Below are 21,864 nucleotides of genomic sequence, written 5' to 3'. Positions count from 1 at the left end.
GGTATCGTCGGCGGACATGAGCACCCCTGAGCAGGAAGTCGAATACCGCCAGCACCGCTTTTCACCCCCGCCCGGCGCGACCGAGATCTTCCTTGTCCGCCATGGCGAATCGGCGCCGGCGAAGGGCGACGATCCGTTCGACCTCGTCGACGGGCAGGCCGACCCGGACCTCGCGCCGGAGGGCCGGGACCACGCCGAGCGGGTCGGGCGCCGGCTGGCGGACGAGCGGATCGCCGCGCTGTACGTGACGACGCTGCGCCGGACGTCCCAGACAGCGGCGCCGCTGGCGGCGAAGCTCGGGCTCACGCCGGAGGTCGAAGCCGACCTGCGAGAGATCCACCTCGGCGACTGGGAGAACGGGCTCTTCCGGCGCTACACCCACGAAGGTCATCCGATCGTCGAGCGGCTGTGGCGGGAACAGCGCTGGGACGTCATCCCGGGGGCCGAGACGATGGAGTCGTTCGGCGGCCGGATCAAGGCGGCCGTCGGCAGGCTCGCGGCGGCCAACCCGGACCGCCGGATCGCCGTGTTCACCCACGGCGGTGTCATCGGCGAGGTCTTCGCCCAGGCGAGCGCCGCCGGGAACCGGTTCGCGTTCCTCGGGGCGGACAACGGCTCGATCTCGCATCTGGTGGTGTCGGGCGACGACTGGATGGTGCGCCGGTTCAACGACACGTCACATCTTCAGTCGCCTTTCGGCTGATCCGGCCCGCCGCGACCAGGTGCACGACGACCAGCACCGCGACGGCCTCCGCGGCCAGCAGTCCGATGAGCACGAGCACCTGGGTCACGCCTGCTTGAAGCGGCCCGGCGCCACCGAGGAGGACACCGACGTAGGCGCCGGGCAGGGTCACCAGGCCGACCGTCCTCGTCTGGTCGAGCGCGGGGATCAGCGCCTGTCCCGCCGACGGCCGGCAGATCTCCAGCGCGGCCGGGCGGCGGAGGAAACCCAGCGCCAGCGCGGCTTCGTACTCGCCGTGCCGGGACACGAGTTCGTCCAAGGCGCGCCTCGCCGCCTGGGAGGTCGCGGACATAGCGCCGCCGATGACGATCCCGGCGATCGGCACGATCGCGATGGGCCGCCACGGGACCACCCCGGTCGCGAGCACGAGGGTCAGCACCGGCACCACGCCGGACGCGATGGCGAGCGCGACCCACGCGAGGTCCTTGGCCACGCCGATCCGGCGCGCGGAGGTGATCGCGGCGATCGCGAACATCAGCAGCACGAACCCGCCGGTCAGCCAGCCCGATTCCAGGATCCCGACGATCACCAGCGAAACGGCGGCGAGCTGCACGACGGCGCGCGCGGCCGCGAACAGCACCGCCTTGCCCTGCCCCAGCTGCCCGAACCGCACCACCGCCGCGCCGAAGATCGCCAGCACGGCCAGGACCACGGCGAGCACCGGGCCGAACGCGATCGCACCATCCGTCACGCGGACGATCCTGCCGCAGGAATCAGGACGTACAGGTCACCGGCGCGCCCGCCGCGGGGGCGGTGCGGTCACTGACGACTTCGCCGTCGACGAGGATCCTGCATCGCAGCGCGCCACTACCCGAGCCTTGCGCGGAGAGGCTGTAGAACTCGTCGCGGCCTTCCTGACTCGCGCGCTCGAACGTGGTGCTCCACGGCGCCGTCACGTCGGTCTTCTGCATGAGTTCCGAGCCCTGCGCGACATAGGTGACGTTCTGGGCGCCCTTCGCGCCGGAAAGTTCGTAGACGACCAGGTGCGTCACGGCGCGCACGGCGGCCGCGGCCTGCTCGACCTGTTCCACCTGCGGCGCGGGCGGGTTCTGCACCGGCCGCGAGGCCTTCGGCAGCACATAGCTGGTCAGGGTGACGGCGACGGCCATCACGCCCAGCACGACCACGATGGTCCCGAGCGGCTTCAGCCTGCCCGGGGCTCCCTGTCCCGGCGCCGATGCCGGAGGGGTCGCGGTGGGAACACCCATGGAGAGGTCTTCTCTCGTCCGAGCGCACTTCCGTCGAGTGCGTCGACTACTTCTCGCTGGAAGGTGACTCCGCGTTAGCCGTTATCGGGAAGAAACCCGATATTCACCCTTTTGGGTGTCCCGGTGAGCGAAGAGCACCTGGTCATAGGGCGGTTGGCGTAAACACAGTGAGCCGAACAGCTCACTTTGAGTGATATGACTGCTCGATACCGTCGTACCCCCGCGGCATCATGGCAAGCGTGTATCGGGAGACGACGGCGCCCGGCGGACTGCGGGACGTGGTGCGCTGCCTGTGGGAGGACACGGGCCGGGCGCCGAAGCGGATCGTGCCCGACGGCTGCGTCGATCTGGTGGCATGCGGCGGCGAGGTGTTCGTCGCGGGGCCGGACACCACGGCCTGGACCTGGGAGACACCGCCCGGCACCCGGGCGTACGGCGTGCGCTTCGTCCCCGGCAGGGCGCGCGACGTCCTGGGGCTGGGCGCCGACGAGCTGCGCGACCGGCGTGTCCCCCTCGGCGACCTCTGGGGCAAGGAAGGCGAACTGCTGGCCGAGCGGGTGCTTTGCGGCGGCGTTTCGCTGGCCGACGTCGTCGCACGACGCCGAGCGGACGGCGCCGACCGGGAGATCTCGGAGCTGATCGCCAGGCTCGACGGCGGCGTCCCCCGGGTTTCCGCCGCGCTGGACCGGTTCGCGACGGGAGAACGGCAGCTGCGGCGGCGGTTCACCCTCGCGGTCGGCTACGGCCCGGCGACGTACCTGCGGGTCACCCGGTTCCAGCGCGCCATCGGCCTCGCGCCGACGGCGCCGGATCTCGCGTCGCTGGCGTTTTCGGCGGGCTACGCCGATCAAGCCCACCTGAGCCGGGATTGCCGGGAGTTCGCCGGGGTTCAAGCGAGGGAGTTCTTCCGCGCCAAGAAGTGCGCTATGTCCATTGTGGACCGGTAAAGCGCGCGGTAGTGCGGGTAGAACTCGTCGTAGACATCGGCGTCCGCGCCGGGACGGACGACCTCGGTGACCGGGTTCCAGGCTCCGGCATCCGGCTCCCACCCCAGGGCGTGGGCCGCGAGAACGGCGTCACCGAACGCCGCGCCGACGGTTTCCGCGGGAATCTCCTGCTCGATCCGCGCGACGTCGCTGACGATCCGCGTCCACACCCCGCCCCGCGTACCACCACCGACGGCGACGAACCGGCGTGCGCCGCCCCCGGCTTCGCGCATGGCCTCGAGGTTGTGCCGCACCCCGTACGCCGTCCCTTCCAGCGCCGCGCGGTACAGCTCGGCGCCACCGTGCGCGGTGGTGAGCCCGGCGATGACGCCGCGCGCGTCCGGATCCGGTATCGGTGTCCGTTCCCCGGCGAAGTACGGCAGCATCAGCAATCCGCGGCTGCCGGCCGGAACCTCGCCCGCCGCCGCGACGAGTTCCCCGAACTCGCCGCCGACGAGCCCCCGCAGCCAGTCGGTGATCGCGCCGGACGTGGCCATCCCCGCCGCGAGTGAATAGGTGTCCGGGAACGCGCCTCGCGTCGTCCACAACCCCGGCACGGGGCGGGGATCGGAGAGCATCTGGATCAGGAACATCGTGGTGCCGTACATGAGCATCGTGTCGCCTGGCGCGGTGACACCGGCGCTCGTCGCCTCCGCCCAGGCGTCCACGGTGCCCGCCGTCACCGGGATCCCTTGTGGCAAGCCGGTTTCCGCGGCCGCCCCGGCGGTGATCGAGCCGACCACCTCGGTCGGCCACGCGAGCCGGGGCAGCTCGATGCCCGGAGCGATCGCGGCGACCCGGTCCGGCGCCCACCGGGCCTCGCGCAGGTCGTACATCGGGTCGCATTGACTCGCGGAGTGATGGTCGAGAACGTATTCACCGGTCAGCCTCAGGACAAGGAACGAACTCGCCATCAAGAACAACTTCGCGCGTTCGAACACGTCCGGCTCGTTCTTGGCCAGCCAGCGCCATTTCGGTCCGACGGCCTGCGAGCCGAGTGCGCTCCCACCCCGTTCCACAATGGATTCTTCGCCGAATTCCCGGTCGAGTTCACGGATTTCGTCATAGGCACGGGTGTCGACGCCGTAAAGGATCGCCGGGCGCAACGGTTTCCCGGAAGCGTCCGCGGGCAGGAGCACCGGGCCGATGCCGCTGACCGACACTCCGATGATGGGATGATCCCCGGCGCCCGCCGAGAGTTCCCTTGCCAGTACGAGGAAGTCTTGCCACCACACGGTTTCGGCGTCGTGCTCGAACCAGCCCGGACGGGGCCGTGCGGTATCGTGTCGCCGGGACGCTCGCGCCACCACGGTGCCCCGGGAATCGACGAGGACACCTTTGGAACTCGAGGTGCCGATGTCGATGCCGAGCACCAGGCCCGGTTCCCCCACGAGACCCCCGAACTTTCCGGCACGAGTAGCGCGATCAGCGGATGGTAACGATTGTCGGTCAAGCTATTCTTCCCGTGCGAAGGTGTCAACACACCTGCAGAAGGGGAGGTCACGGTGGCCACCATCAACGACGTGGCGGCGAAGGCCGGGGTTTCGACGGCGACCGTGTCGAGGACGCTCAACGGTAAGTCCACTGTGGACCCGGTGCTCGCGGCACGGGTACAGGCCGCCGCGGCGGAATTGGGATATCACCCGAACGGGCTGGCGCGAAATCTGCGCCGTCAGGAAACCGCGGTCCTCGCGCTCATCATCTCCGACGTGGAGAACCCGTTCTTCACCGCGATCGCCCGCGGCGTGGAGGACATCGCGCAGACCGCGGGCTACTCGGTGGTGCTGTGCAACGCCGACGACAACGAGGAGAAGGAGCGGCGCTACATCGACGTCGCCCTGCAGGAGCGGGTCGCCGGCGTGGTGCTCTCCCCCACCGGCCGGGCCACCAACGTCGACAGGCTGACCGAACGCGGCACGCCCGTGGTCGCCGTCGACCGGCCGCTGCTGGAGAACACCGGCGACCAGGTGCTGGTCGACACCCGGCTCGCCGCCCACGAGGCGACACGGCACCTGCTCGACGGCGGATACCGGCGAGTCGCCTGCGTCAGCGGTCCGCCCGGGGTGCGCACGGCCGAAGACCGGCTGGCCGGCTACACCGACGCCGTCGGTGCCGAAAACGCGCTCACACGGCGCGCCGAGTTCCGCGCCGAGGGCGGCAGGCTCGCCGCGCTCAGCCTGCTCGACGAGCCCGAACCGCCGGACGCGCTGCTGGTCGGCAACAGCACGATGGCGATCGGCGTCCTGGAGGCGCTGGCCTCACGTGGACTGCGCTCGGGCCAGGACGTGGGGATCGTGTCGTTCGACGACGCGCCGTGGACGACCCTGATCGATCCGCCGCTGACGGTGGTCGCCCAGCCCGCGAACGAGGTGGGCCGGGTCGCCGCCGAACTGCTGCTGGCCCGGATCGGCGACAGCACGCGCAAGGCCACGACGACCACGTTGCAGGCGAAGCTGATCGTGCGCCGCAGCTCACGGCGCGACTGACCCCGGAGATCCCAGGTGCACGACGTGCCTGGGCGACCGGCTCGCACCGGCCGCCCAGGAACGCCCCACCCCCTTGTTCCCCCAAGCCGGCCCCACACCAGCCGGGTTCTCCGAAGCGGTGGGAAGAAATCGTTTACCTTCCGGAAGGTAAATTCCCGCATACGACCTGTCAAGCCGGATCCCTGGACAAGCTCGCCCGATCCGGGCACACTATTGCGACATTGCCTACTGCGCGTGTGTGATTCCGTGCACTCTGTGTTCATCTCTGGTGAATTCCCCCACGAAATCGAGATGAGACCGCACGAACCCGCACAGACGAGTTACTCTAGGCGCTATGTCGATAGCGCTCGAGAACGTCCTCGCCAAGGCGGGCCTCAAGGTCGACGCCGACGAGTTCCTGACTCTCGTCGAGGACGCCGCGCGGAGGCTCTCCCCGCCGAACCCCGATCCGTCGCATTACTTCTCGGCGGACCAGCGGGCCGCGCTCACCGACGTCGGCCTGGACCTCTCCCCCCGCAGCGAGGACGAACCGGACTTCCGTGCCCGCACGGTCGCCGCGCACGCCGTGCTCGCCGATTCCGCGCTCAGCGTGCTGGAAGCGGCCAAAGCCCTCGGCGTGGACGACAGCCGCATCCGCCACCGTCTGAAGGAAGGCAGGCTCACCGGCTGGAAGGACCAAGGCTGGCGGCTGCCCTCCTGGCAGTTCACCGGCTCGGGGGTCCTGCCCGGCCTGGAGGTCGTGCTGCGCGCCGTCCCCGAAGACCAGCCCGCGCTGGTCGTCGCCGCCTTCATGAGCACCCCGCAGTCCGATCTGGTGATCAACGACCACCCCGCCACCCCCCGCCAGTGGCTGCTCTCCGGCGGAGACCCCGAACATGTTGCAAAGCTGGTAGCCACTCTGGGGTCGCCGTTCTAAGGTGTCTTGCCCGACGACGGAAAATTTCAGTCGGGGGTAGGCCGTAGGCTGACCCCATCGAGCAAGATCACCCGACAAGGACGGACGACTCCCGAGGTATGGCCCGGCTCCCCCTGCCGCCCGCGCGCTCTGTCCTGGTCAAGGAGCTGCACCGCACCAACGACGTGGTGACGGTGCACCCCGGCACCAGGCTGGTCAGGATCTTCACCGCGCACGGCAACCACCCCCAGCAGTGGAATTCGTTCCGCTACAGCGGACCGCTCCCGCACGGCCGTTTCGACCCGCAGACGCCGGGTCGCGGCGGACGCCCGGTCACCGACCCCGGGAACGGCGTCCTGTACTTCGGCCTCACCGTGCGCACCAGCATCGCGGAGGTCTTCCAGACCACGTCGACGGTCGACCGCAAATCCCGCGGACCGCGCCTGGTCGTCGTCCGGCCCACCCGCACCCTGCGGCTGCTCGACCTCGCCGGCCTGTGGCCGACCCGAGTCGGCGCCTCGCAGGAGATCTCCAGCGGCCCGAAGAAGATCACCCAGGCCTGGGCGCGCGCCATCCGCGCCGCCTTCGGCGATCTCGACGGTGTCTGGTACCGGTCTTCCATGGACTCCGGCGGCCCCGCTCTCGCGTTGTGGGACCCGCCCGCCGGGAACTCGCTGCCGGTCGCGCCGGACGTCCTGCTCCCTTTGGACCACCCGGGGCTCGACGTCCCGCTGGGCCGGGTGTGCGAGGAACTGAATTACACGCTGCTGTCGTGAGCGGCAAGAACGATTCCATTCAGCGGCAAGTCGAATACGACATGGTCGATCCTGCCGAGCAGGCCTTCTTCGCTGCCTTGAGGGCAGGAGTCCGGGCCGGTCGGTGGACCGGCGCGACCCGAGCGTCCACTTAGGACGTTCAGCGTCGATTGGGCGTCCGCTTTATGCCCGTATGGGCCGTTCTGAGTGAGGTCGTGAGTGGTAAAGAGGGTTCTAACCCTCTTTACCACTCACGACCCCTTCGCAAAGTCACGCAAAGCACCCAAAACGGGCGTATCAGCTGGGAAAACCCGCTCTTGTGGACGGTCAAGGTCGCGCGGACCAGTTCAGGCCGTGCCGCCAAGGCCCAGCTCGGCAGGAGACTCGATCACGTAAAACTTGCCTCGCCTCTCGATAATCGTCCCCACCTCTCACGAGGTTCAAGGGTTCGGTCCATGAAGGGCTCATTGCCTACCCTGAAGGTAGCAAAGGAGGCCTTCACTACCTTCGTGATCGCCCCAGGAACACCAGCAGTCACAACCGGCCCCTTCCCCGGTACATGAAGGCCCCCTCCCTTACGCCTAGCGCAAGGAAGGGGCCTTCATGTACCGCAAGCGGGCAGGAGCGCCGGTACCGCATCGGTCCGGGGGTCGTGAGTGGAGAGGCAGGTTCTCACCCCTCGCGAGGGTCAGAGGTGACGGCCCCACCACTCGAGCACGGCGTCGAACCGCTGCACCCGGTGCCGCGGCTGCCCCGAACGCGTGAGTTCGTGCCCCTCGCCGGGGAACAGCAGGAACTCCGCGGCGACGCCGTTCCGCCGCAGTGCCACGTACATCCGCTGCGCCTGCTCCAGCGGGCATCGCCAGTCCTGCTCGGAATGCGCGACCATGAACGGGATGTCGATCTTCCCCGCGTAGGTCAGCGGGCTGCGCTTACGCTGCTCTTCGGGGTCCTCACCGACGTACCCGTCGGCGAAGAACCAGCCGATGTCGGAACTGCCGACGAAGGAGTCCCAGGCGTTGACCGCGCGCTCGCTCCACGCGGCGCGGAACCGGCCGCCGTGGTGCGCGGCGAGCCAGCTGGTCATGAAGCCGCCGTACGAGCCGCCCATCACGCCGACGCGATCACTGTCCAAATCGGACTGTTTCAGCGCTTCGTCCAGCAGTGCCAGCAGGTCGTCCGCGTCCACCGTGCCCAGGCCGTGGACGATGCTCCGGCCGTGACTCTCGCCGTAGCCGGCGGAACCGCGCGGATTCCCCAGGATGACGGCGTAGCCCGCGTCGGCGAGCACCTGCGCCTCGTCGAAGACCTTCCATTCGTAGGGCGCGAACGGTCCGCCGTGGATCATCAGGACCACCGGATGCGGTCCCTCGCCCTCGGGCCGGACGATCCAGCCGTGCGCCGGGTAGCCGTCGGGCGCGGTCGCGTCCAGCTCCTCCAGCGGCCGGATCCCGGTGTCCCGCAACGCCTTCGAGTAATCGGTGAGCACGCGGGATTCGCCCCCCGACAGGAGGACGACGTCACCGGAGCTCTCGGGCGTCCCGATCACCGCGGCGATCCGCGTGCCGTCGACGACGAACGACTTCACCGCGGCGCGTTCGCCCGCCAGGTACCGCAACGACTTCAGCTCGGACAGTTCGCCCTCGAGCGGGACGGCGCGCAATTCGGCGGCGCCGCGGGTGCGGACCACGACGAGCGCTTCGTCGCCGAGGACGACCGGAGGCCCGGCGGCGTTGTCGCAGTCCACCGTTTCGACGTCGGTCAGCCGCCGCGCGGACGAGGGCTCGTCCCCGGCAGGCCACGGCGCGTGCCAGAGCCCGGTGTTGCGGGCGATCTCCTCCGCGCCGGGGAATTCGGTGCCGTAGAACAGGATCGATCCGTCCGGGGCGGAGACCGGTTTGGCCGCGGTGCCCTGGGTCCGGACCAGCAGCCGGGGTTCGCCGCCCCCGGCGGGTACGGCGTAGACGTCCGAGCGGACGGTGTCCTCGACGGCCCAGCCACGGGGCGCGACGATCAGGACGGACTCACCGTCGACCGTCCACGACGGATGCTCGACGTCGGCCCGGTCGTCGGTCAGCGGCGCGAGGTCCGCGGGCGCGGCCTCGTCCAGCGCGGCGACGGCGTCCACTACGAACAGCCGCTGCGGACGGTCGTTGAGGAAGCCGGTGTCGTCGACCCGGTAGAAGAGATTCGTGATGTGCCGCGGAGCTTCTTCGCCCGGCTCCGGGGTTTCGCCGTCCGCGTTCTCCGTGCCGTAGCGGCCCTGCTCGGGCACGCGCGCGACGAAGGCGATCCGGCGGGAATCCGGCGCCCAGACCGGGACGCCCGCGCCGAGGGGCAGGTCGGTGATCCGCTTCGCGTCACCCCCGGCCGCGGCGATCACGTGCACCTGCGGCTTGGCCTGGCGACCGGCGCCCTCCCCCGCCCGGAGGAAGGCGACCCACCGGCCGTCCGGGGAGATGACGGGGGCGGAGTCCTTGGTCCCGTGGGTCCAAGGGCCTTCCCCGCCACCGCCGAGGTCGACCTCGCGCAGGCCACCGCGGTAGCTGTTCGTCTTCAGATCGGGCCTGCTCACCGCGGTGAGCAGCAGGTCGCCGCGCAGCGCGGGGGTGCCGGGGACCGTCAGGGCTTCGATGTCAACGGGACGCACGGCCCCGACGGTACCCGATCCTTAGCAGTTCTAACTACTGATTGAAGACTCCTGCTCGGCGGCTTCGACCTTCTTAGCCTTCGCGAGGCTGGCCAGCGTCGTCACGGTCAGGACCACGACGATGACACCCAGGGACACCCAGTTGTTGATGTCCAGCCAGTCCGGCACGGCGCCGTACTCGTGCAGCGCGTGCAGGAACAGCTTGGCGCCGATGAAGGCAAGGATCACCGCGAGGCCGTAGGACAGGTACACCAGCTTGGTGACCAGGCCACCGAGCAGGAAGTACAGCTGCCGCAGGCCCATCAGCGCGAACGCGTTGGCGGTGAAGACCAGGAAGGCCTCCTGCGTGATACCGAAGATGGCCGGGATCGAGTCGACGGCGAACAGCAGGTCCGCGCTGCCGATCGCGACGATCACCAGGAACATCGGGGTGATCCAGCGCTTGCCGTCCTTCTTCACGAAGGACTTGTGCCCGTGCCACTCGTTGGTGACCGGGAAGAGTTTGCGCACCCAGCGGGTGAGGGCGTTCTCCTCGTATTCCTCTTCTTCGTCCTTGTTGCGGATCATGCTGATCGCGGTCCAGATGAGGACGGCGCCAAAGAGGAAGAAGACCCAGACGAACTGCGCGATCAGCGCGGCGCCCACGGCGATGAACACGCTGCGCATGGCGAGCGCGAGCAGGATGCCGATCAGCAGCACGCGGTGCTGGTGGATCGCGGGCACCTTGAACGACGTCATGATGATCATGAAGATGAACAGGTTGTCGACGCTCAGCGAGTACTCGGTGATGTACCCGGTGAAGAACTCGACACCCGGGTCGTGTCCCCCGAAGACCCAGACGCCGATGCCGAACGCGATGGCCACGGCGACGTAGAAGATGACCCACCGGGCGGCCTCGCCGGTGGTGACCTCATGCGGCTTGCGATCGACGATGATCAGGTCGAGCGCGATCAACGCGAGCAGACCGCCGATGGTGGCGATCCATAGCCACAGGGGAACAGACATGTAACCAACCCTCCGGATAGTGCACAGCAGCAACTAACCGGAGGTCTCTTCCGCCGGTGCGAAACCGGCCGACGGTGCCGGGGGCCCGCGAAGACCACCGTGCTGACGACACCGCCGCGAAGGAATACTCCCCTCACAGCTGGTCCAGTTTGACCTGTCTGTACGCATGACGCCAGTTAAGGTTGCCCTTGTCACCAAGATGGTCGCGTAACTCCCGTCACACTGACCTCTTTCCGCTCCTTGAGTACCCGTTCTGATGGCGTGACAACCCCACCCTTGTGTGGTCTGTGTGTGCTGGGAAGGCGACTCTCAGGTTCGGTGAAATACGGTCATTCCGTGCCCCGAATCCCGCTCCCTCGCACGCGAGGCGCGAAGCTCACCGCGCTCGCCGCGGTCGTGGTGGTCCTGGCCGCCGCGGCCGTCGTGTGGACGAACAGCGAACCAGCCCCGTCCGCGGTCAAAACCCAGGAAGCGACCCTCGACCTGCCCGAATCCCCGGGCTCACCCGAGGTCGTCAAGATCGACACGACCACGTACCTCCCCGAGCGGACCCCCGCTCCCGCCGTGCTGCTCGCCCACGGTTTCGGCGGCGACAAGAACAGTGTCGCCACCGAGGCCCGCGAGCTCGCCGAGAAGGGTTTCGTCGTACTCGCCTGGTCCGCGCGCGGCTTCGGCCGCAGCACCGGGAAGATCGCGCTGAACGACCCCGACCGCGAAGTCGCCGACGCCCGGAAGCTGATCGACAACCTGGCTTCACGGCCCGAGGTCCTCAGCGAGAACGGAGACCCGAAGGTGGCCGTGTCCGGCGCTTCGTACGGCGGCGCGCTGTCGCTGCTGCTCGCCGGGACCGACAAACGGGTCGACGCGATCGCGCCGGTGATCACCTACAACGACCTCGCTCAGGGGCTCGTCCCGAACGCCGCCTCGGCCGCGCCGCCGACGGCGACCACTCCCGCCGCCGGCGCGTACACCGCCGACGGTGTCTTCAAGAGGTCGTGGGCGGGCATCTTCTTCTCCGCCGGTTCCGGCGCGGCGCAGAGTGGCTCCCCCGCCAACGACGCTCCCGAAGCCGGTGACGAGACGAGCGAATCCGGTGCGTCGCAGGGCGCGGGCGCGGCGGGTGCCGCGGCGCAGTCCCTGCCGCTCGGCGGTCCGAACGGGCAGCGGCCGCCGTCCGGCCCGGCCGACCCTTGTGGACGGTTCACCGCCGACGTCTGCCAGGCCTACACCGAACTCGCCACCACCGGGAAAGCGAGCCAGAAGACCGTCGATCTGCTCCGCCGTGTCTCCCCCGCGTCCGTGACGGACAAGATCACCGTGCCGACCCTGCTGGTGCAGGGCGAAAGCGACACGCTGTTCGGGCTGGACCAGTCCGACGCGACCGCCCGGCAGATCGCCGCGGCGGGCGGCAAGGTCCGCACGGTCTGGTACTCCGGCGGCCACGACGGCGGGAAGCCCGGGCAGAAGCTGCGGGCGCAGATCGCCGACTTCCTCAAGTTCTCCCTCACCGGCCAGGGCACCGATCCCGGCACCGGTTTCAGCTACGACATCCAGGGCACCCTGCGGGCCAACGGCGCCCCTTCGGTCCGGACCGTCACCGCTCCGGCGTACCCGGGAGCCACCGGGGACGCCACCGAACGGCGGCGGTTCACGCTCGAAGGCCCGGCCCAGCCGATCGTCCGGCCCGCGGGCGGCAACCCCGCCGCGGTGAGCGGGATCCCCGGCCTGAACGGGGCGGTGGCGGGTTCGTCCCGGCTGTCCGGACTGTTCAGTGTGGACCCGCCCGGCCAGGCCGCGCAGTTCGCGACGCGACCGCTCGACGCGCAGACGATCGTGGCCGGTTCGTCCACGGTCCGCCTGCGGATCTCGGCGGGGCCCGGGGCCGCCCCGCAGAAGGAAGCCGTCCTCTTCGCGAAGCTCTACGACGTCAACTCGGAAGGTGTCCGCACGCTTCCGGCCAACGCGGTCGCGCCCTTCCGGGTTTCCGGTCTGCCCGCCGACGGCGGCCCGGTCGAGGTGACGGTGACCCTGCCGGGCATCGTGCGGCCCCTGGAAGCCGGGCACACGCTCCGGCTGGTCGTCGGCACGACGGACCAGGCTTTCGCGACGCCGGTCGAACCCGCGGTGTTCCGCGTCGAACTGGCGGACGGCGGACAGCTCGGCGTCCCGGTCGTCCACGGCACTTCGGTCGGCGCGGGCGCGCCCACCGCGCAGCTGCTCGGGATCGCCGGAACCCTGCTCGCGGGTATCGCGATCACGGTGATCGCCGCGTTCCGCCGCCGCCGCGCGCACGACGTCGACGAGAGCCTGGCGAAGACGCCGCTGGTGATCGAAGGACTGCGCAAGGCCTACGCGGGCGGTTTCGTCGCGGTGAAGGACCTGTCGTTCCGGGTCGAACCCGGTCAGGTGCTCGGCCTGCTCGGGCCGAACGGCGCCGGCAAGACGACGACCCTGCGCATGCTGATGGGGCTCATCACCCCGACGGCGGGCACCATCCGCGTGTTCGGCCACCTGATCGCGCCCGGCGCGCCGGTGCTGTCCCGGATCGGGTCCTTTGTGGAGGGTTCGGGTTTCCTGCCGCACTTGTCCGGCAAGGAAAACCTGGAACTGTACTGGGCGAGCACGGGCCGTCCGGCGGACAGGGCGCACTTCGCCGAGGCACTGGAGATCGCCGGTCTCGGTGACGCGGTGAACCGGCGGGTGCGCACCTACAGCCAGGGCATGCGGCAGCGGCTCGCGATCGCGCAGGCGATGCTCGGCCTGCCGGAGCTCATGGTGCTCGACGAGCCGACCAACGGGCTCGACCCGCCACAGATCCACCAGATGCGCGAGGTGCTCCAGCGGTACGCCGCGACCGGACGCACCGTGGTGGTGTCGAGCCACCTGCTGGCCGAGGTCGAGCAGACCTGTACGCACGTGGTCGTGATGCACCGCGGCATGCTGGTCGCCTCGGGCGAGGTCGGCGAACTGGCCGCGTCCAGCGGCGAGGCGACGTTCCGGGTCGACAAGCCCGCCGAAGCGGCCGAAGCGCTGCGGAAGGTCGGCGGCGTCTCCGGCGTCGACGTCGACGGGGAACTGGTCCACGCGGATCTCGACGGTCTCGCCCGCGCCGAGGCGGTCGCCGCCCTCGTGCGGGCCGGGGTCGCGGTCGAGCAGGCCGGGCCGCGGCGCCGTCTGGAAGACGCGTTCCTGCAGCTGGTCGGAGAGGACTCGAAGGGTGAGTAAGACCAATGGTTCCGGCCCGGCGACCCGGGCGGATCACGGCGTGCACACCGATCCGGCGGCACTGCTGGAGCTGACCGAGGTCGCGTCGCACGAGCGGACCGAGGTCGGTCCCGACGGGGCGGTGGCGGGCTACCGCGCCGACCGGACGCTGCGGCTCGGCGTCGAACTGAAGCGGCAGCTCAAACGACGGCGGACCCAGCTCATGCTGGGGTTCGTCGCGCTGCTGCCGTTCGTCCTGGTGATCGCCTTCGAGATCGGGCAGGCCAACCCGAACCGCCGCAGCGGCGGGTTCGTCGACCTCGCCACCGCGAGCGCGCCGAACTTCGTGGTGCTCGCGCTGTTCGTGTCCGGCACGTTCCTGCTCCCGATGATCGTGGCGCTGTTCTACGGCGACACGATCGCGAGCGAGGCGTCCTGGTCGAGCCTGAAGTATCTGCTCGCGATGCCGGTCCCCCGGCACCGGGTGCTGCGGCAGAAGGCGATCGTCTCCGGGATCCTGTCCGCGGCCGCGCTGATCCTGTTGCCGCTGGTGTCGCTGGTGGTGGGCGTCATCTGGTACGGCGCGGGCGACGCCATCAGCCCGACCGGGGACGCGGTGTCGTTCAGCGACAGCCTCGTCGCCATGGGTCTGGCGACGATCTACATCATCCTCCAATTGGCGTGGGTGGCCGGTCTGGCGATGCTGCTCTCGGTCGCCACCGACGCCCCGCTGGGTGCCGTCGGCGGCGCTGTCATCGTCGCGATCGTTTCGCAGATCCTCGACCAGATCACCGCGCTGGAAGGGCTTCGGGACTATCTGCCGACGCATTTCGCGTTCTCGTGGATGGATCTCATCTCGACCGACATCGACTGGACGAACATGGCCAACGGGATGTTGTCGGCGGCGTTGTACGGCACGGTGTTCTTCCTCCTGGCAGGCCGCCGGTTCGCGACGAAGGACATCACCAGCTGAGAGCGTTTTCGCACCGGGAAATCACCGGGGTCCACCGGGAAGACGAAATATTCTTCCCTGGTGGGCCCCGGTTTTCACTGGCCGTGGCGACCTTCACCCATTAGCGGCGGTAATCGGTGTTTCATGCGCATGAGACCATTGATTTTTCCGATCATCGACTCATTGGGTGAAAAGTTCGCATTCATCTTCGGCACTCCCTGAGAAATCCTTATCTTCAGGGGAAAGGTGCCCGAAGCGAGCAGAAAGCGGGGACGTGACCATGACCCAGTCACTGGAGATCCCGGTTCAGGAATTCTCCCTTGCTTGGACGATGACCGCGGACAAGGGCGGCCGGGTGGGATTCGCCGCCTCCGGTCAGGTGACGTTGCTCGACAACAAGCGGTTCTACAAGATCGACGGGGTCCTCTACATCTCCGAGGGCAGCGCCTACTGCCGCGACATCGGCAACCCGCACCTTTTCGTCCGCCGCAACGGCGTCGAGGAGAGCGGCAGGCAGTGGGGCTGGGAGACCATCTGCAACCGCAAGTCCTGCAGCAGGCTGTGCGCGATGGACGCGTACTTCGTCCGCACCGGCTACTGGGCGCCCGCCGACAAGGCCATCCAGCTGAGCATCGGGGCCGAATCCGGCTGGAACCGCAAGCGGTCCTTCAGCCCGACGATCACCGTGCGTCTCGACGATTAGCGGTCCACTGTAGATCTCCACCGGCTCGGGTACGGTCGGGCTCATGGCCACCTCCTCGATCCGCGTGGACGACGAAGGCGGGATCGCCGTCGTCACCCTGCAGCACGGCAAGGCGAACACCCTCGACACGGAGTTCTGCCAGGAGCTGATCCTCAGGCTCGAAGACGTCCAGCTGGGCGGCTATCGCGGTGTCGTGCTGACCGGCACCGGCGGCATCTTCTCGGCGGGCGTCGACCTGCGGCGGGTGCACGACGGCGGCGCGGGCTACATCGAGGACTTCCTGCCCGCGCTGTCGGACGCGTTCCTGTCGGTGTTCGGCTTCCCCGGCCCGGTGGTCGCGGCCGTCAACGGTCACGCGATCGCCGGCGGGGCGGTCCTGGCCGCCGCCTGCGACCGCCGTGTCCTCGCCGACGGCCCGAGCCGGATGGGGATCACCGAACTGCTCGTCGGGGTGCCGTTCCCGTTGGCGGCGCTGGAGATCCTGCGTTCCGGGTTCGGCGCCGACATCCTCGCCGAACTCGCGTTCCTCGGCGAGACCCACCTGCCTGGAGACGCGCTCCGGCTCGGCCTGGTGAACGAGGTGACCGAGCCCGAAAACGTCGTGGGACGGGCGGTGGAGGTGGCGAGGAAGCTCGCCGAGATCCCCGCCGCCGCGTACGCGCACACGAAGGCGCAACTGCACCGGCCGTTCCACGAGCGCATCGCCGAACACCGCACCGGCGACGACGCCCACGTCCTCGAACTGTGGAGCTCTTCCGAGGCGCTCGCGGCCATCAAGGCCTACGTCGACAGGGTGCTCCGCGGGGCGAAGTGACGGTGTCCCGATCATCGGGACACCGTCCGGATAGGCGATTGCCCACCGGCGGGGACTCTGTGAGTATCCGACCGCTCAACAGGTCCCGATGGGGAGGGCATGGATGCGGAAACTCACGGCCGCTTGGTCGGTTCTGGCGATCGCCGTTCTCGCACTGGCCGGGTCGACCCCGGCCGCGCAGGCGGCACCCGAAGACATCAAGGAAGCGCTGGGCCGGGTCCCCGGCCTGACCGTCGTCTCGGAGAACCCGGCGCCGACCGGGTACCGGTTCTTCAAACTCACCTACACCCAGCCCGTCGACCACCGCAGGCCGGGCGCCGGCACCTTCCAGCAGCGATTCACCTTGCTGCACAAGGAATTCCGCTCGCCGACCGTGGTGTACACGAGCGGGTACAACGTGTCGGAAGCGGCCAACCGCTCGGAGCCGACGCAGATCGTCGACGGCAACCAGCTGTCGATGGAGTACCGCTTCTTCACCCCCTCGCGGCCGGAGCACCCGGACTGGGGCAAGCAGCTGACGATCTGGCAGGCCGCCGCCGACCAGCACCGCGCGGTGGAGGCGTTCAAGCGGCTCTACCCGGGCAAGTGGCTCGCGACCGGCGGCAGCAAGGGCGGCATGACGGCGACCTACTTCCGTAGGTTCTTCCCGAACGACGTCGACGCGACGATCCCCTACGTCGCGCCCAACGACGTCATCAATTCGCGCGACCGGTACAACCGGTTCCTGGCGAACGTGGGCAACGACCCGGCGTGCCGTTCGGCGCTCAAGGCGATCCAGCGTGACGTGCTGACGCGACGCTCGGAGTTCGCGGCCCTGGCCGCCGCCGACGCGGCCAAGAACGGCTACACCTTCAAGACCGTCGGCTCGGCCGACGTGTCGCTGGAGATCTCGGTGATCGACTCGTACTTCGCCTTCTGGCAGTACCAGCGGCAGTCGGACTGCGCGACGATCCCGAAGGCCGGTGCCCCGGCGGCCCAGGTCTACGCCTGGTTCGAACGGGTCGAGAGCCTCAACACCTACTCGGATCAGAACCTCGAGATCTACGTCCCCTACTACTTCCAGGCGGCGTACCAGCTCGGCGCCCCCGAGTCCTACGAAGACTATCTCCGGGATGTGCTGCGCTACCCGGGCCGCAACGTGTCGCGGACGTTCGTGCCGCGGTCGGTCGACATCCCCCGGTTCGACCACCTGGCCATGCCGGACATCGACTTCTGGGTGAAGTCGCAGGGTAAGCGGCTGATGTTCGTCTACGGCGGAAACGACCCGTGGGGTGCCGAGCCGTTCCAGCTCGGCTTCGGCACGAAGGACTCCTACACCTACACGGTGCCGGGCGGGAACCACGGCGCCCGGATCTCGCAGCTTCCCGCGGCCCAGGCCGCCGAAGCGACGAACACCGTGCGGCGCTGGGCCGGTCTGCCTCCGGTCTCACCCGGCGTCAGCACGCGTTCGGTGCCCGCCGGGTTCCCGGACTTCGACGCGGACCTGACGATGGTGGAGCGCCCGCGCCTCTGAACAGGCCGCCGGGAGGGCACGCGTGCCCTCCCGGAAGGCGTTGCGAAAGCCACTTTCACAACCTTCAACGTTGCGAAAGTGGCTTTCGCAACACCACCTTCCCGCTGGCACGCACCTGGCCGCGCCGGGCCTGACCGGCAATACAGGCTGGGGGCCAAAGCGGAAATCGCGTGTTCGGGCTGGACAGGCGACCTCGCGTGTTCAGAGACGGAACTCGCGTGATCAAACGCCGCTCACTTGAGATCGCCGTCTGCTCACGCGAGTTCCGCCTTCAAACACGCGACTTCCGCCTTCAATCACGCGAGTTCCGCGTCTGATCACGCGAGTTCCGCGTCGCGGGCTACTTGATGCCGGCCGCGTCCATCCCGCGCAGCTCCTTCTTCAGGTCCGAGACCTCGTCCCGCAGGCGGGCGGCGAGCTCGAACTGAAGGTCGCGGGCGGCCTGCATCATCTGGTCGGTCATCTGCTGGATGAGGTCGGCCAGTTCGGCGCGCGGCATACCGGCGACGTCCTTGTCGGCGAGCATCCCGGAGCTGCGCACGCGGTCGCCCTGCTCGGGCTTCTTGCCGCGGGAGGCGTTCCGGCCCGAACCGCCGACGGCGACGGACTCCGTGTCCTCCGCCTCGCTGTAGACGCGGTCCAGGATGTCGGCGATCTTCTTCCGCAGCGGCTGCGGGTCGACACCCCGCTCCTCGTTGTAGGCGACCTGCTTGGCGCGACGGCGATCGGTCTCGTCGATGGCGTGCTGCATCGAGTCGGTGATCTTGTCCGCGTACATGTGCACCTCGCCCGACACGTTTCGCGCCGCGCGGCCGATCGTCTGGATCAGCGAGGTACCGCTGCGGAGGAAGCCTTCCTTGTCCGCGTCGAGGATCGCGACCAGCGAGACCTCGGGCAGGTCGAGCCCCTCACGGAGCAGGTTGATGCCGACCAGTACGTCGAAATCGCCCGCGCGCAGCTGCCGCAGCAGCTCGACGCGGCGCAGCGTGTCCACCTCGGAGTGCAGGTACCGCACCCGGATGCCCAGCTCCAGCAGATAGTCGGTGAGGTCCTCGGCCATCTTCTTGGTGAGCGTGGTGACCAGGACGCGCTCGTCCTTCTCGGCCCTGTCGCGGATCTCGTGCACCAGGTCGTCGATCTGGCCCTCGGTGGGCTTCACGACCACCTTCGGGTCGACCAGGCCGGTGGGCCGGATGACCTGCTCGACGAACTCGCCGCCGGCCTGTCCCATCTCGTACGGCCCCGGCGTCGCGGACAGATACACCGTCTGCCCGATCCGGTCGCTGAACTCCTCCCAGGTCAGCGGCCGGTTGTCGACCGCGCTGGGCAGCCGGAACCCGAAGTCGACCAGGTTCCGCTTCCGTGACATGTCGCCCTCGAACATGCCGCCGATCTGCGGGACCGTCTGATGCGACTCGTCGATGACCAGCAGGAAGTCGTCCGGGAAGTAGTCGATCAGGGTGGCGGGCGCGGATCCGGCGGCGCGGCCGTCGATGTGCCGCGAGTAGTTCTCGATGCCGGAGCAGAACCCGACCTGGCGCATCATCTCGATGTCGTACGCGGTCCGCATCCGCAGCCGCTGCGCTTCGAGCAGCTTGCCCTGCTTCTCCAGCTCGGCCAGCCGCTGCTCCAGCTCGGCCTCGATACTGTGGATGGCCTTCTCCATCCGCTCCGGGCCCGCGACGTAGTGCGTGGCCGGGAAGATGCGGACCTCGTCGACCTCTTTCACGATGTCGCCGGTGAGCGGGTGCAGGTAGTACAGCTTCTCGATCTCGTCGCCGAAGAACTCGACGCGGATCGCGAGCTCCTCGTACGCCGGGATGATCTCGACCGTGTCGCCGCGGGCGCGGAAGGTACCGCGCGCGAAGGCGATGTCGTTGCGGGTGTACTGCACGTCCACCAGCGCGCGGAGGAAGACGTCGCGGTCGAGCTGCTCGCCGACCTTCAGCTTCGTCGACCTGTCGAGGTACGACTGCGGCGTGCCCAGACCGTAGATGCACGAGACACTCGCGACCACGATGACGTCACGCCGGGACAGCAGGTTCATCGTCGCGGAGTGCCGCAGCCGCTCGACGTCGTCGTTGATCGACGAGTCCTTCTCGATGTAGGTGTCCGTCTGCGCGATGTACGCCTCGGGCTGGTAGTAGTCGTAGTAGCTGACGAAGTATTCGACCGCGTTGTGCGGGAACAGCTCCTTCAGCTCGTTCGCCAGCTGCGCGGCGAGGGTCTTATTCGGCGCCATGACCAGCGTCGGCCGCTGGACGCGCTCGATCAGCCAGGCCGTCGTCGCCGACTTGCCGGTACCCGTGGCACCGAGCAGCACGACGTCCTTCTCGCCCGCGTTGACCCGGCGTTCGAGCTCGTCGATGGCCGCCGGCTGGTCACCGGCGGGCTTGTACTCGCTGACCACCTCGAACCGGCCGCCGGTCCGGGGGATGTCCGTGACGGGGCGGAAGTCGGACTGGGCGAGCACGGGGTGTTCGGATGCGAAAGCCACGGGAACCAGAGTAGGCGCTGGGTCCGACAGTTTCCGGTTCGCCTGGTCGACGCCCTACGAACAGTCACAGCAGGAACAACAGTCGCAGCAGTCACAGCCACTGCAGTCGCCGTTGATACAGGCGTCGTGCGGCTTCCCGCTCCACGGGCCGGGGAACGGGTCACGGCAGCAGAACTGGCAGGAGCAGCACATGTAGGTGGCCACGGCGCAGCCGAAGAAGAAACCCCGCGGCCGAGGCGGCACCCGGAACTTCGGCGTCCAGCAGGCCCCGCCCTGGCCGTCGACCGGACCGCCACCGCTGTGCTTCCCCCTCTTGGGCGGCTCCTGGGGCGGGCCTCCGCCACCGGGAGCGCCCGGCGGCGGAGGCGGCGGCTGGTGGTGACCGCCCTGCGGGTACTGCTGTGGTTGCTGAGGCTGGTGGGGATGCTGTTGCGGCCGCGGGCCGGGGCCGATCCAGCCCGGCGGCGGCTGCTGCGGACCGTGGCCGTGCCCGATGAGCCCGTGTCCGAACGAGCGTCGCACCGCCTGCCGGAGTTCGTGCACCAGCAGCGCGTGGACGAGCTTGGGCTGGTCGAACCGCACCTCGCGAAGGGCGAGCTCGACGCCGAGCACGGCGTCGTCGCACAGCCGCCGGGCCTCGGCGAGCCCGGTGCCGGTGGCCGTCAGCGGGTTCCAGGCGCCGGCCGCCTCGTCCTCGGCGAGGTCCTCGACGGCGTCGAGGAGATGCGCGGCCCTGCCGAACAGGCGTCCGGCCTCGGCCAGCGGCGCGGCGTTCTCCGGGCGGCCCGCCAGCGTGGCGGTGTACGCGAACGCGGCCGACGTCGCCAGCTCGGCGGGTTCGGTGGCGAGCACCGCCGAATCACCGAGGCGGACGGCGCGTTCGATCTCGCCCTGCCGGTCGACGGCCTCGGTCAGGACCGCCGTGTCGAACCCGATCCGGTTGCCCGTGCGGCTCCCCTGATCCGCCCAGCGCGTCGCGACCCGCTTCGCGGCGAGAGAGACGGAGCGCCGCGCGAAGGCGCCGTCGCGGTCCTCGACGTGGTCGGTGATCTTCGCCGACGCCAGCACCAGGGAGACCGCCGCCGCGAGCTGGGCTCCGCCGCCCTTCGCGACCGAAGTTCCCTTCATCGCCCGAAGCGGGCATGGACCGGCGTCGCGACGTCCCTCCGCACGCGGCGACTGGGCTTCGACGAGCGCCGAGATGATCAACCCGTCGTAGTTCGTCACCATTCGGGCGAGATGTCCGTGTTCGTCCCGCAACGCCAGGCAAAGACCGCACAGATGGGCGAGCCAATCCGCGTGCAATCCGGCGGAAAGCCGGTGACGGCACGGCCTGATGATCCCGAACATACGTTGACTCCCACTCACCCCTCCGGCGGAACCAGCGCACCCTATCCGGCCGGTGGTCCCCGCTTCCCCGGAATCACGAAACCGTGATCGTCCACCCGGTTGGG

General features: G+C 69.1%; 17 protein-coding genes. 10 read left to right on the top strand and 7 right to left on the bottom strand.

Going from position 1 to position 21,864, the window contains the following annotated elements; translation table 11 throughout:
- Window positions 1-16 precede the first annotated feature (16 nt).
- The gene (locus CFP71_RS09570; RefSeq protein WP_093933473.1) at window positions 17-703 is read left to right on the top strand and encodes a histidine phosphatase family protein; all 687 of its coding nucleotides are present in this window, start codon (window positions 17-19) and stop codon (window positions 701-703) included.
- Here the strand turns inward: CFP71_RS09570 and CFP71_RS09565 are convergent.
- Window positions 666-1,433: an ABC transporter permease gene (locus CFP71_RS09565; RefSeq protein ID WP_093933472.1), complete on the bottom strand. Its 768-nt coding sequence runs from the start codon at window positions 1,431-1,433 to the stop codon at window positions 666-668. The genes CFP71_RS09570 and CFP71_RS09565 overlap by 38 nt on opposite strands.
- Window positions 1,434-1,455: 22 nt before the next feature.
- On the bottom strand, window positions 1,456-1,950 hold the full coding sequence (locus tag CFP71_RS09560) for an MmpS family transport accessory protein (RefSeq protein WP_093933471.1): 495 nt from the start codon (window positions 1,948-1,950) through the stop codon (window positions 1,456-1,458).
- Between the two features lie 239 nt (window positions 1,951-2,189).
- Here CFP71_RS09560 and CFP71_RS09555 point away from each other — a divergent pair, with 239 nt between their 5' ends.
- Window positions 2,190-2,897 carry a helix-turn-helix domain-containing protein gene (locus CFP71_RS09555; protein WP_244199613.1) on the top strand — a complete coding sequence of 236 codons (708 nt, stop codon included), beginning with the start codon at window positions 2,190-2,192 and terminating at the stop codon, window positions 2,895-2,897.
- Here CFP71_RS09555 and CFP71_RS09550 read toward each other — a convergent pair.
- The gene (locus CFP71_RS09550; protein ID WP_093933469.1) at window positions 2,840-4,327 is read right to left on the bottom strand and encodes an FGGY-family carbohydrate kinase; all 1,488 of its coding nucleotides are present in this window, start codon (window positions 4,325-4,327) and stop codon (window positions 2,840-2,842) included. The genes CFP71_RS09555 and CFP71_RS09550 overlap by 58 nt on opposite strands.
- A gap of 114 nt (window positions 4,328-4,441) precedes the next feature.
- Here CFP71_RS09550 and CFP71_RS09545 point away from each other — a divergent pair, with 114 nt between their 5' ends.
- The 3 genes from CFP71_RS09545 to CFP71_RS09535 all read left to right on the top strand — a co-directional run bounded on the left by CFP71_RS09545 (window position 4,442) and on the right by CFP71_RS09535 (window position 7,093).
- Complete coding sequence (locus CFP71_RS09545) at window positions 4,442-5,422, top strand: LacI family DNA-binding transcriptional regulator (protein ID WP_093933468.1); 981 nt, start codon at window positions 4,442-4,444, stop codon at window positions 5,420-5,422.
- Window positions 5,423-5,756: 334 nt separating this feature from the next.
- On the top strand, window positions 5,757-6,338 hold the full coding sequence (locus tag CFP71_RS09540; protein ID WP_093933467.1) for a DNA-binding protein: 582 nt from the start codon (window positions 5,757-5,759) through the stop codon (window positions 6,336-6,338).
- 98 nt (window positions 6,339-6,436) lie between these two features.
- Window positions 6,437-7,093, top strand: a complete 657-nt coding sequence (locus CFP71_RS09535) for an RES family NAD+ phosphorylase (protein ID WP_007028108.1) — start codon at window positions 6,437-6,439, stop codon at window positions 7,091-7,093.
- Window positions 7,094-7,760: 667 nt separating this feature from the next.
- Here CFP71_RS09535 and CFP71_RS09530 read toward each other — a convergent pair.
- Window positions 7,761-9,722, bottom strand: a complete 1,962-nt coding sequence (locus CFP71_RS09530) for a S9 family peptidase (protein WP_093933466.1) — start codon at window positions 9,720-9,722, stop codon at window positions 7,761-7,763.
- A 30-nt stretch (window positions 9,723-9,752) separates the two neighbouring features.
- Window positions 9,753-10,727 carry a TerC/Alx family metal homeostasis membrane protein gene (locus tag CFP71_RS09525; RefSeq protein ID WP_093933465.1) on the bottom strand — a complete coding sequence of 325 codons (975 nt, stop codon included), beginning with the start codon at window positions 10,725-10,727 and terminating at the stop codon, window positions 9,753-9,755.
- Between the two features lie 318 nt (window positions 10,728-11,045).
- Here CFP71_RS09525 and CFP71_RS09520 point away from each other — a divergent pair, with 318 nt between their 5' ends.
- The 5 genes from CFP71_RS09520 (at window position 11,046) to CFP71_RS09500 (ending at window position 17,913) form a co-directional block, all read left to right on the top strand.
- Window positions 11,046-13,952, top strand: coding sequence for an alpha/beta fold hydrolase (locus CFP71_RS09520; RefSeq protein WP_167406054.1), 2,907 nt, complete (start codon window positions 11,046-11,048; stop codon window positions 13,950-13,952).
- Window positions 13,945-14,904 (top strand): ABC transporter permease, encoded by a 960-nt coding sequence (locus CFP71_RS09515; protein WP_052014488.1) that lies wholly within the window; start codon window positions 13,945-13,947, stop codon window positions 14,902-14,904. The genes CFP71_RS09520 and CFP71_RS09515 overlap by 8 nt, the downstream gene beginning before the upstream one ends.
- Window positions 14,905-15,163: 259 nt before the next feature.
- Window positions 15,164-15,586, top strand: a complete 423-nt coding sequence (locus tag CFP71_RS09510; RefSeq protein ID WP_093933464.1) for a hypothetical protein — start codon at window positions 15,164-15,166, stop codon at window positions 15,584-15,586.
- A gap of 43 nt (window positions 15,587-15,629) precedes the next feature.
- Window positions 15,630-16,400, top strand: coding sequence for an enoyl-CoA hydratase/isomerase family protein (locus CFP71_RS09505; protein ID WP_093933463.1), 771 nt, complete (start codon window positions 15,630-15,632; stop codon window positions 16,398-16,400).
- Window positions 16,401-16,503: 103 nt separating this feature from the next.
- Complete coding sequence (locus CFP71_RS09500) at window positions 16,504-17,913, top strand: S28 family serine protease (RefSeq protein WP_093933462.1); 1,410 nt, start codon at window positions 16,504-16,506, stop codon at window positions 17,911-17,913.
- Between the two features lie 340 nt (window positions 17,914-18,253).
- Here the strand turns inward: CFP71_RS09500 and uvrB are convergent, their stop codons facing one another.
- Window positions 18,254-20,410, bottom strand: coding sequence for an excinuclease ABC subunit UvrB (uvrB, locus tag CFP71_RS09495; protein WP_093933461.1), 2,157 nt, complete (start codon window positions 20,408-20,410; stop codon window positions 18,254-18,256).
- A gap of 54 nt (window positions 20,411-20,464) precedes the next feature.
- Window positions 20,465-21,760 carry a DUF5685 family protein gene (locus tag CFP71_RS09490; protein WP_093933460.1) on the bottom strand — a complete coding sequence of 432 codons (1,296 nt, stop codon included), beginning with the start codon at window positions 21,758-21,760 and terminating at the stop codon, window positions 20,465-20,467.
- Window positions 21,761-21,864: the final 104 nt, after the last annotated feature.

It is taken from the genome of Amycolatopsis thailandensis (genome assembly GCF_002234405.1).
Taxonomy (GTDB): Bacteria; Actinomycetota; Actinomycetes; order Mycobacteriales; family Pseudonocardiaceae; genus Amycolatopsis; species Amycolatopsis thailandensis.
This window is presented reverse-complemented; position numbering and strand designations above follow the sequence as displayed.

Coding starts and splice junctions, on each gene's coding strand:
- CFP71_RS09510 (WP_093933464.1), top strand. CDS start 15,164: ATGACCCAGTCACTGGAGATCCCGGTTCAGGAATTCTCCCTTGCTTGG.
- CFP71_RS09570 (WP_093933473.1), top strand. CDS start 17: ATGAGCACCCCTGAGCAGGAAGTCGAATACCGCCAGCACCGCTTTTCA.
- CFP71_RS09505 (WP_093933463.1), top strand. CDS start 15,630: ATGGCCACCTCCTCGATCCGCGTGGACGACGAAGGCGGGATCGCCGTC.
- CFP71_RS09535 (WP_007028108.1), top strand. CDS start 6,437: ATGGCCCGGCTCCCCCTGCCGCCCGCGCGCTCTGTCCTGGTCAAGGAG.
- CFP71_RS09540 (WP_093933467.1), top strand. CDS start 5,757: ATGTCGATAGCGCTCGAGAACGTCCTCGCCAAGGCGGGCCTCAAGGTC.
- CFP71_RS09525 (WP_093933465.1), bottom strand. CDS start 10,727: ATGTCTGTTCCCCTGTGGCTATGGATCGCCACCATCGGCGGTCTGCTC.
- CFP71_RS09560 (WP_093933471.1), bottom strand. CDS start 1,950: ATGGGTGTTCCCACCGCGACCCCTCCGGCATCGGCGCCGGGACAGGGA.
- CFP71_RS09490 (WP_093933460.1), bottom strand. CDS start 21,760: ATGTTCGGGATCATCAGGCCGTGCCGTCACCGGCTTTCCGCCGGATTG.
- CFP71_RS09500 (WP_093933462.1), top strand. CDS start 16,504: ATGCGGAAACTCACGGCCGCTTGGTCGGTTCTGGCGATCGCCGTTCTC.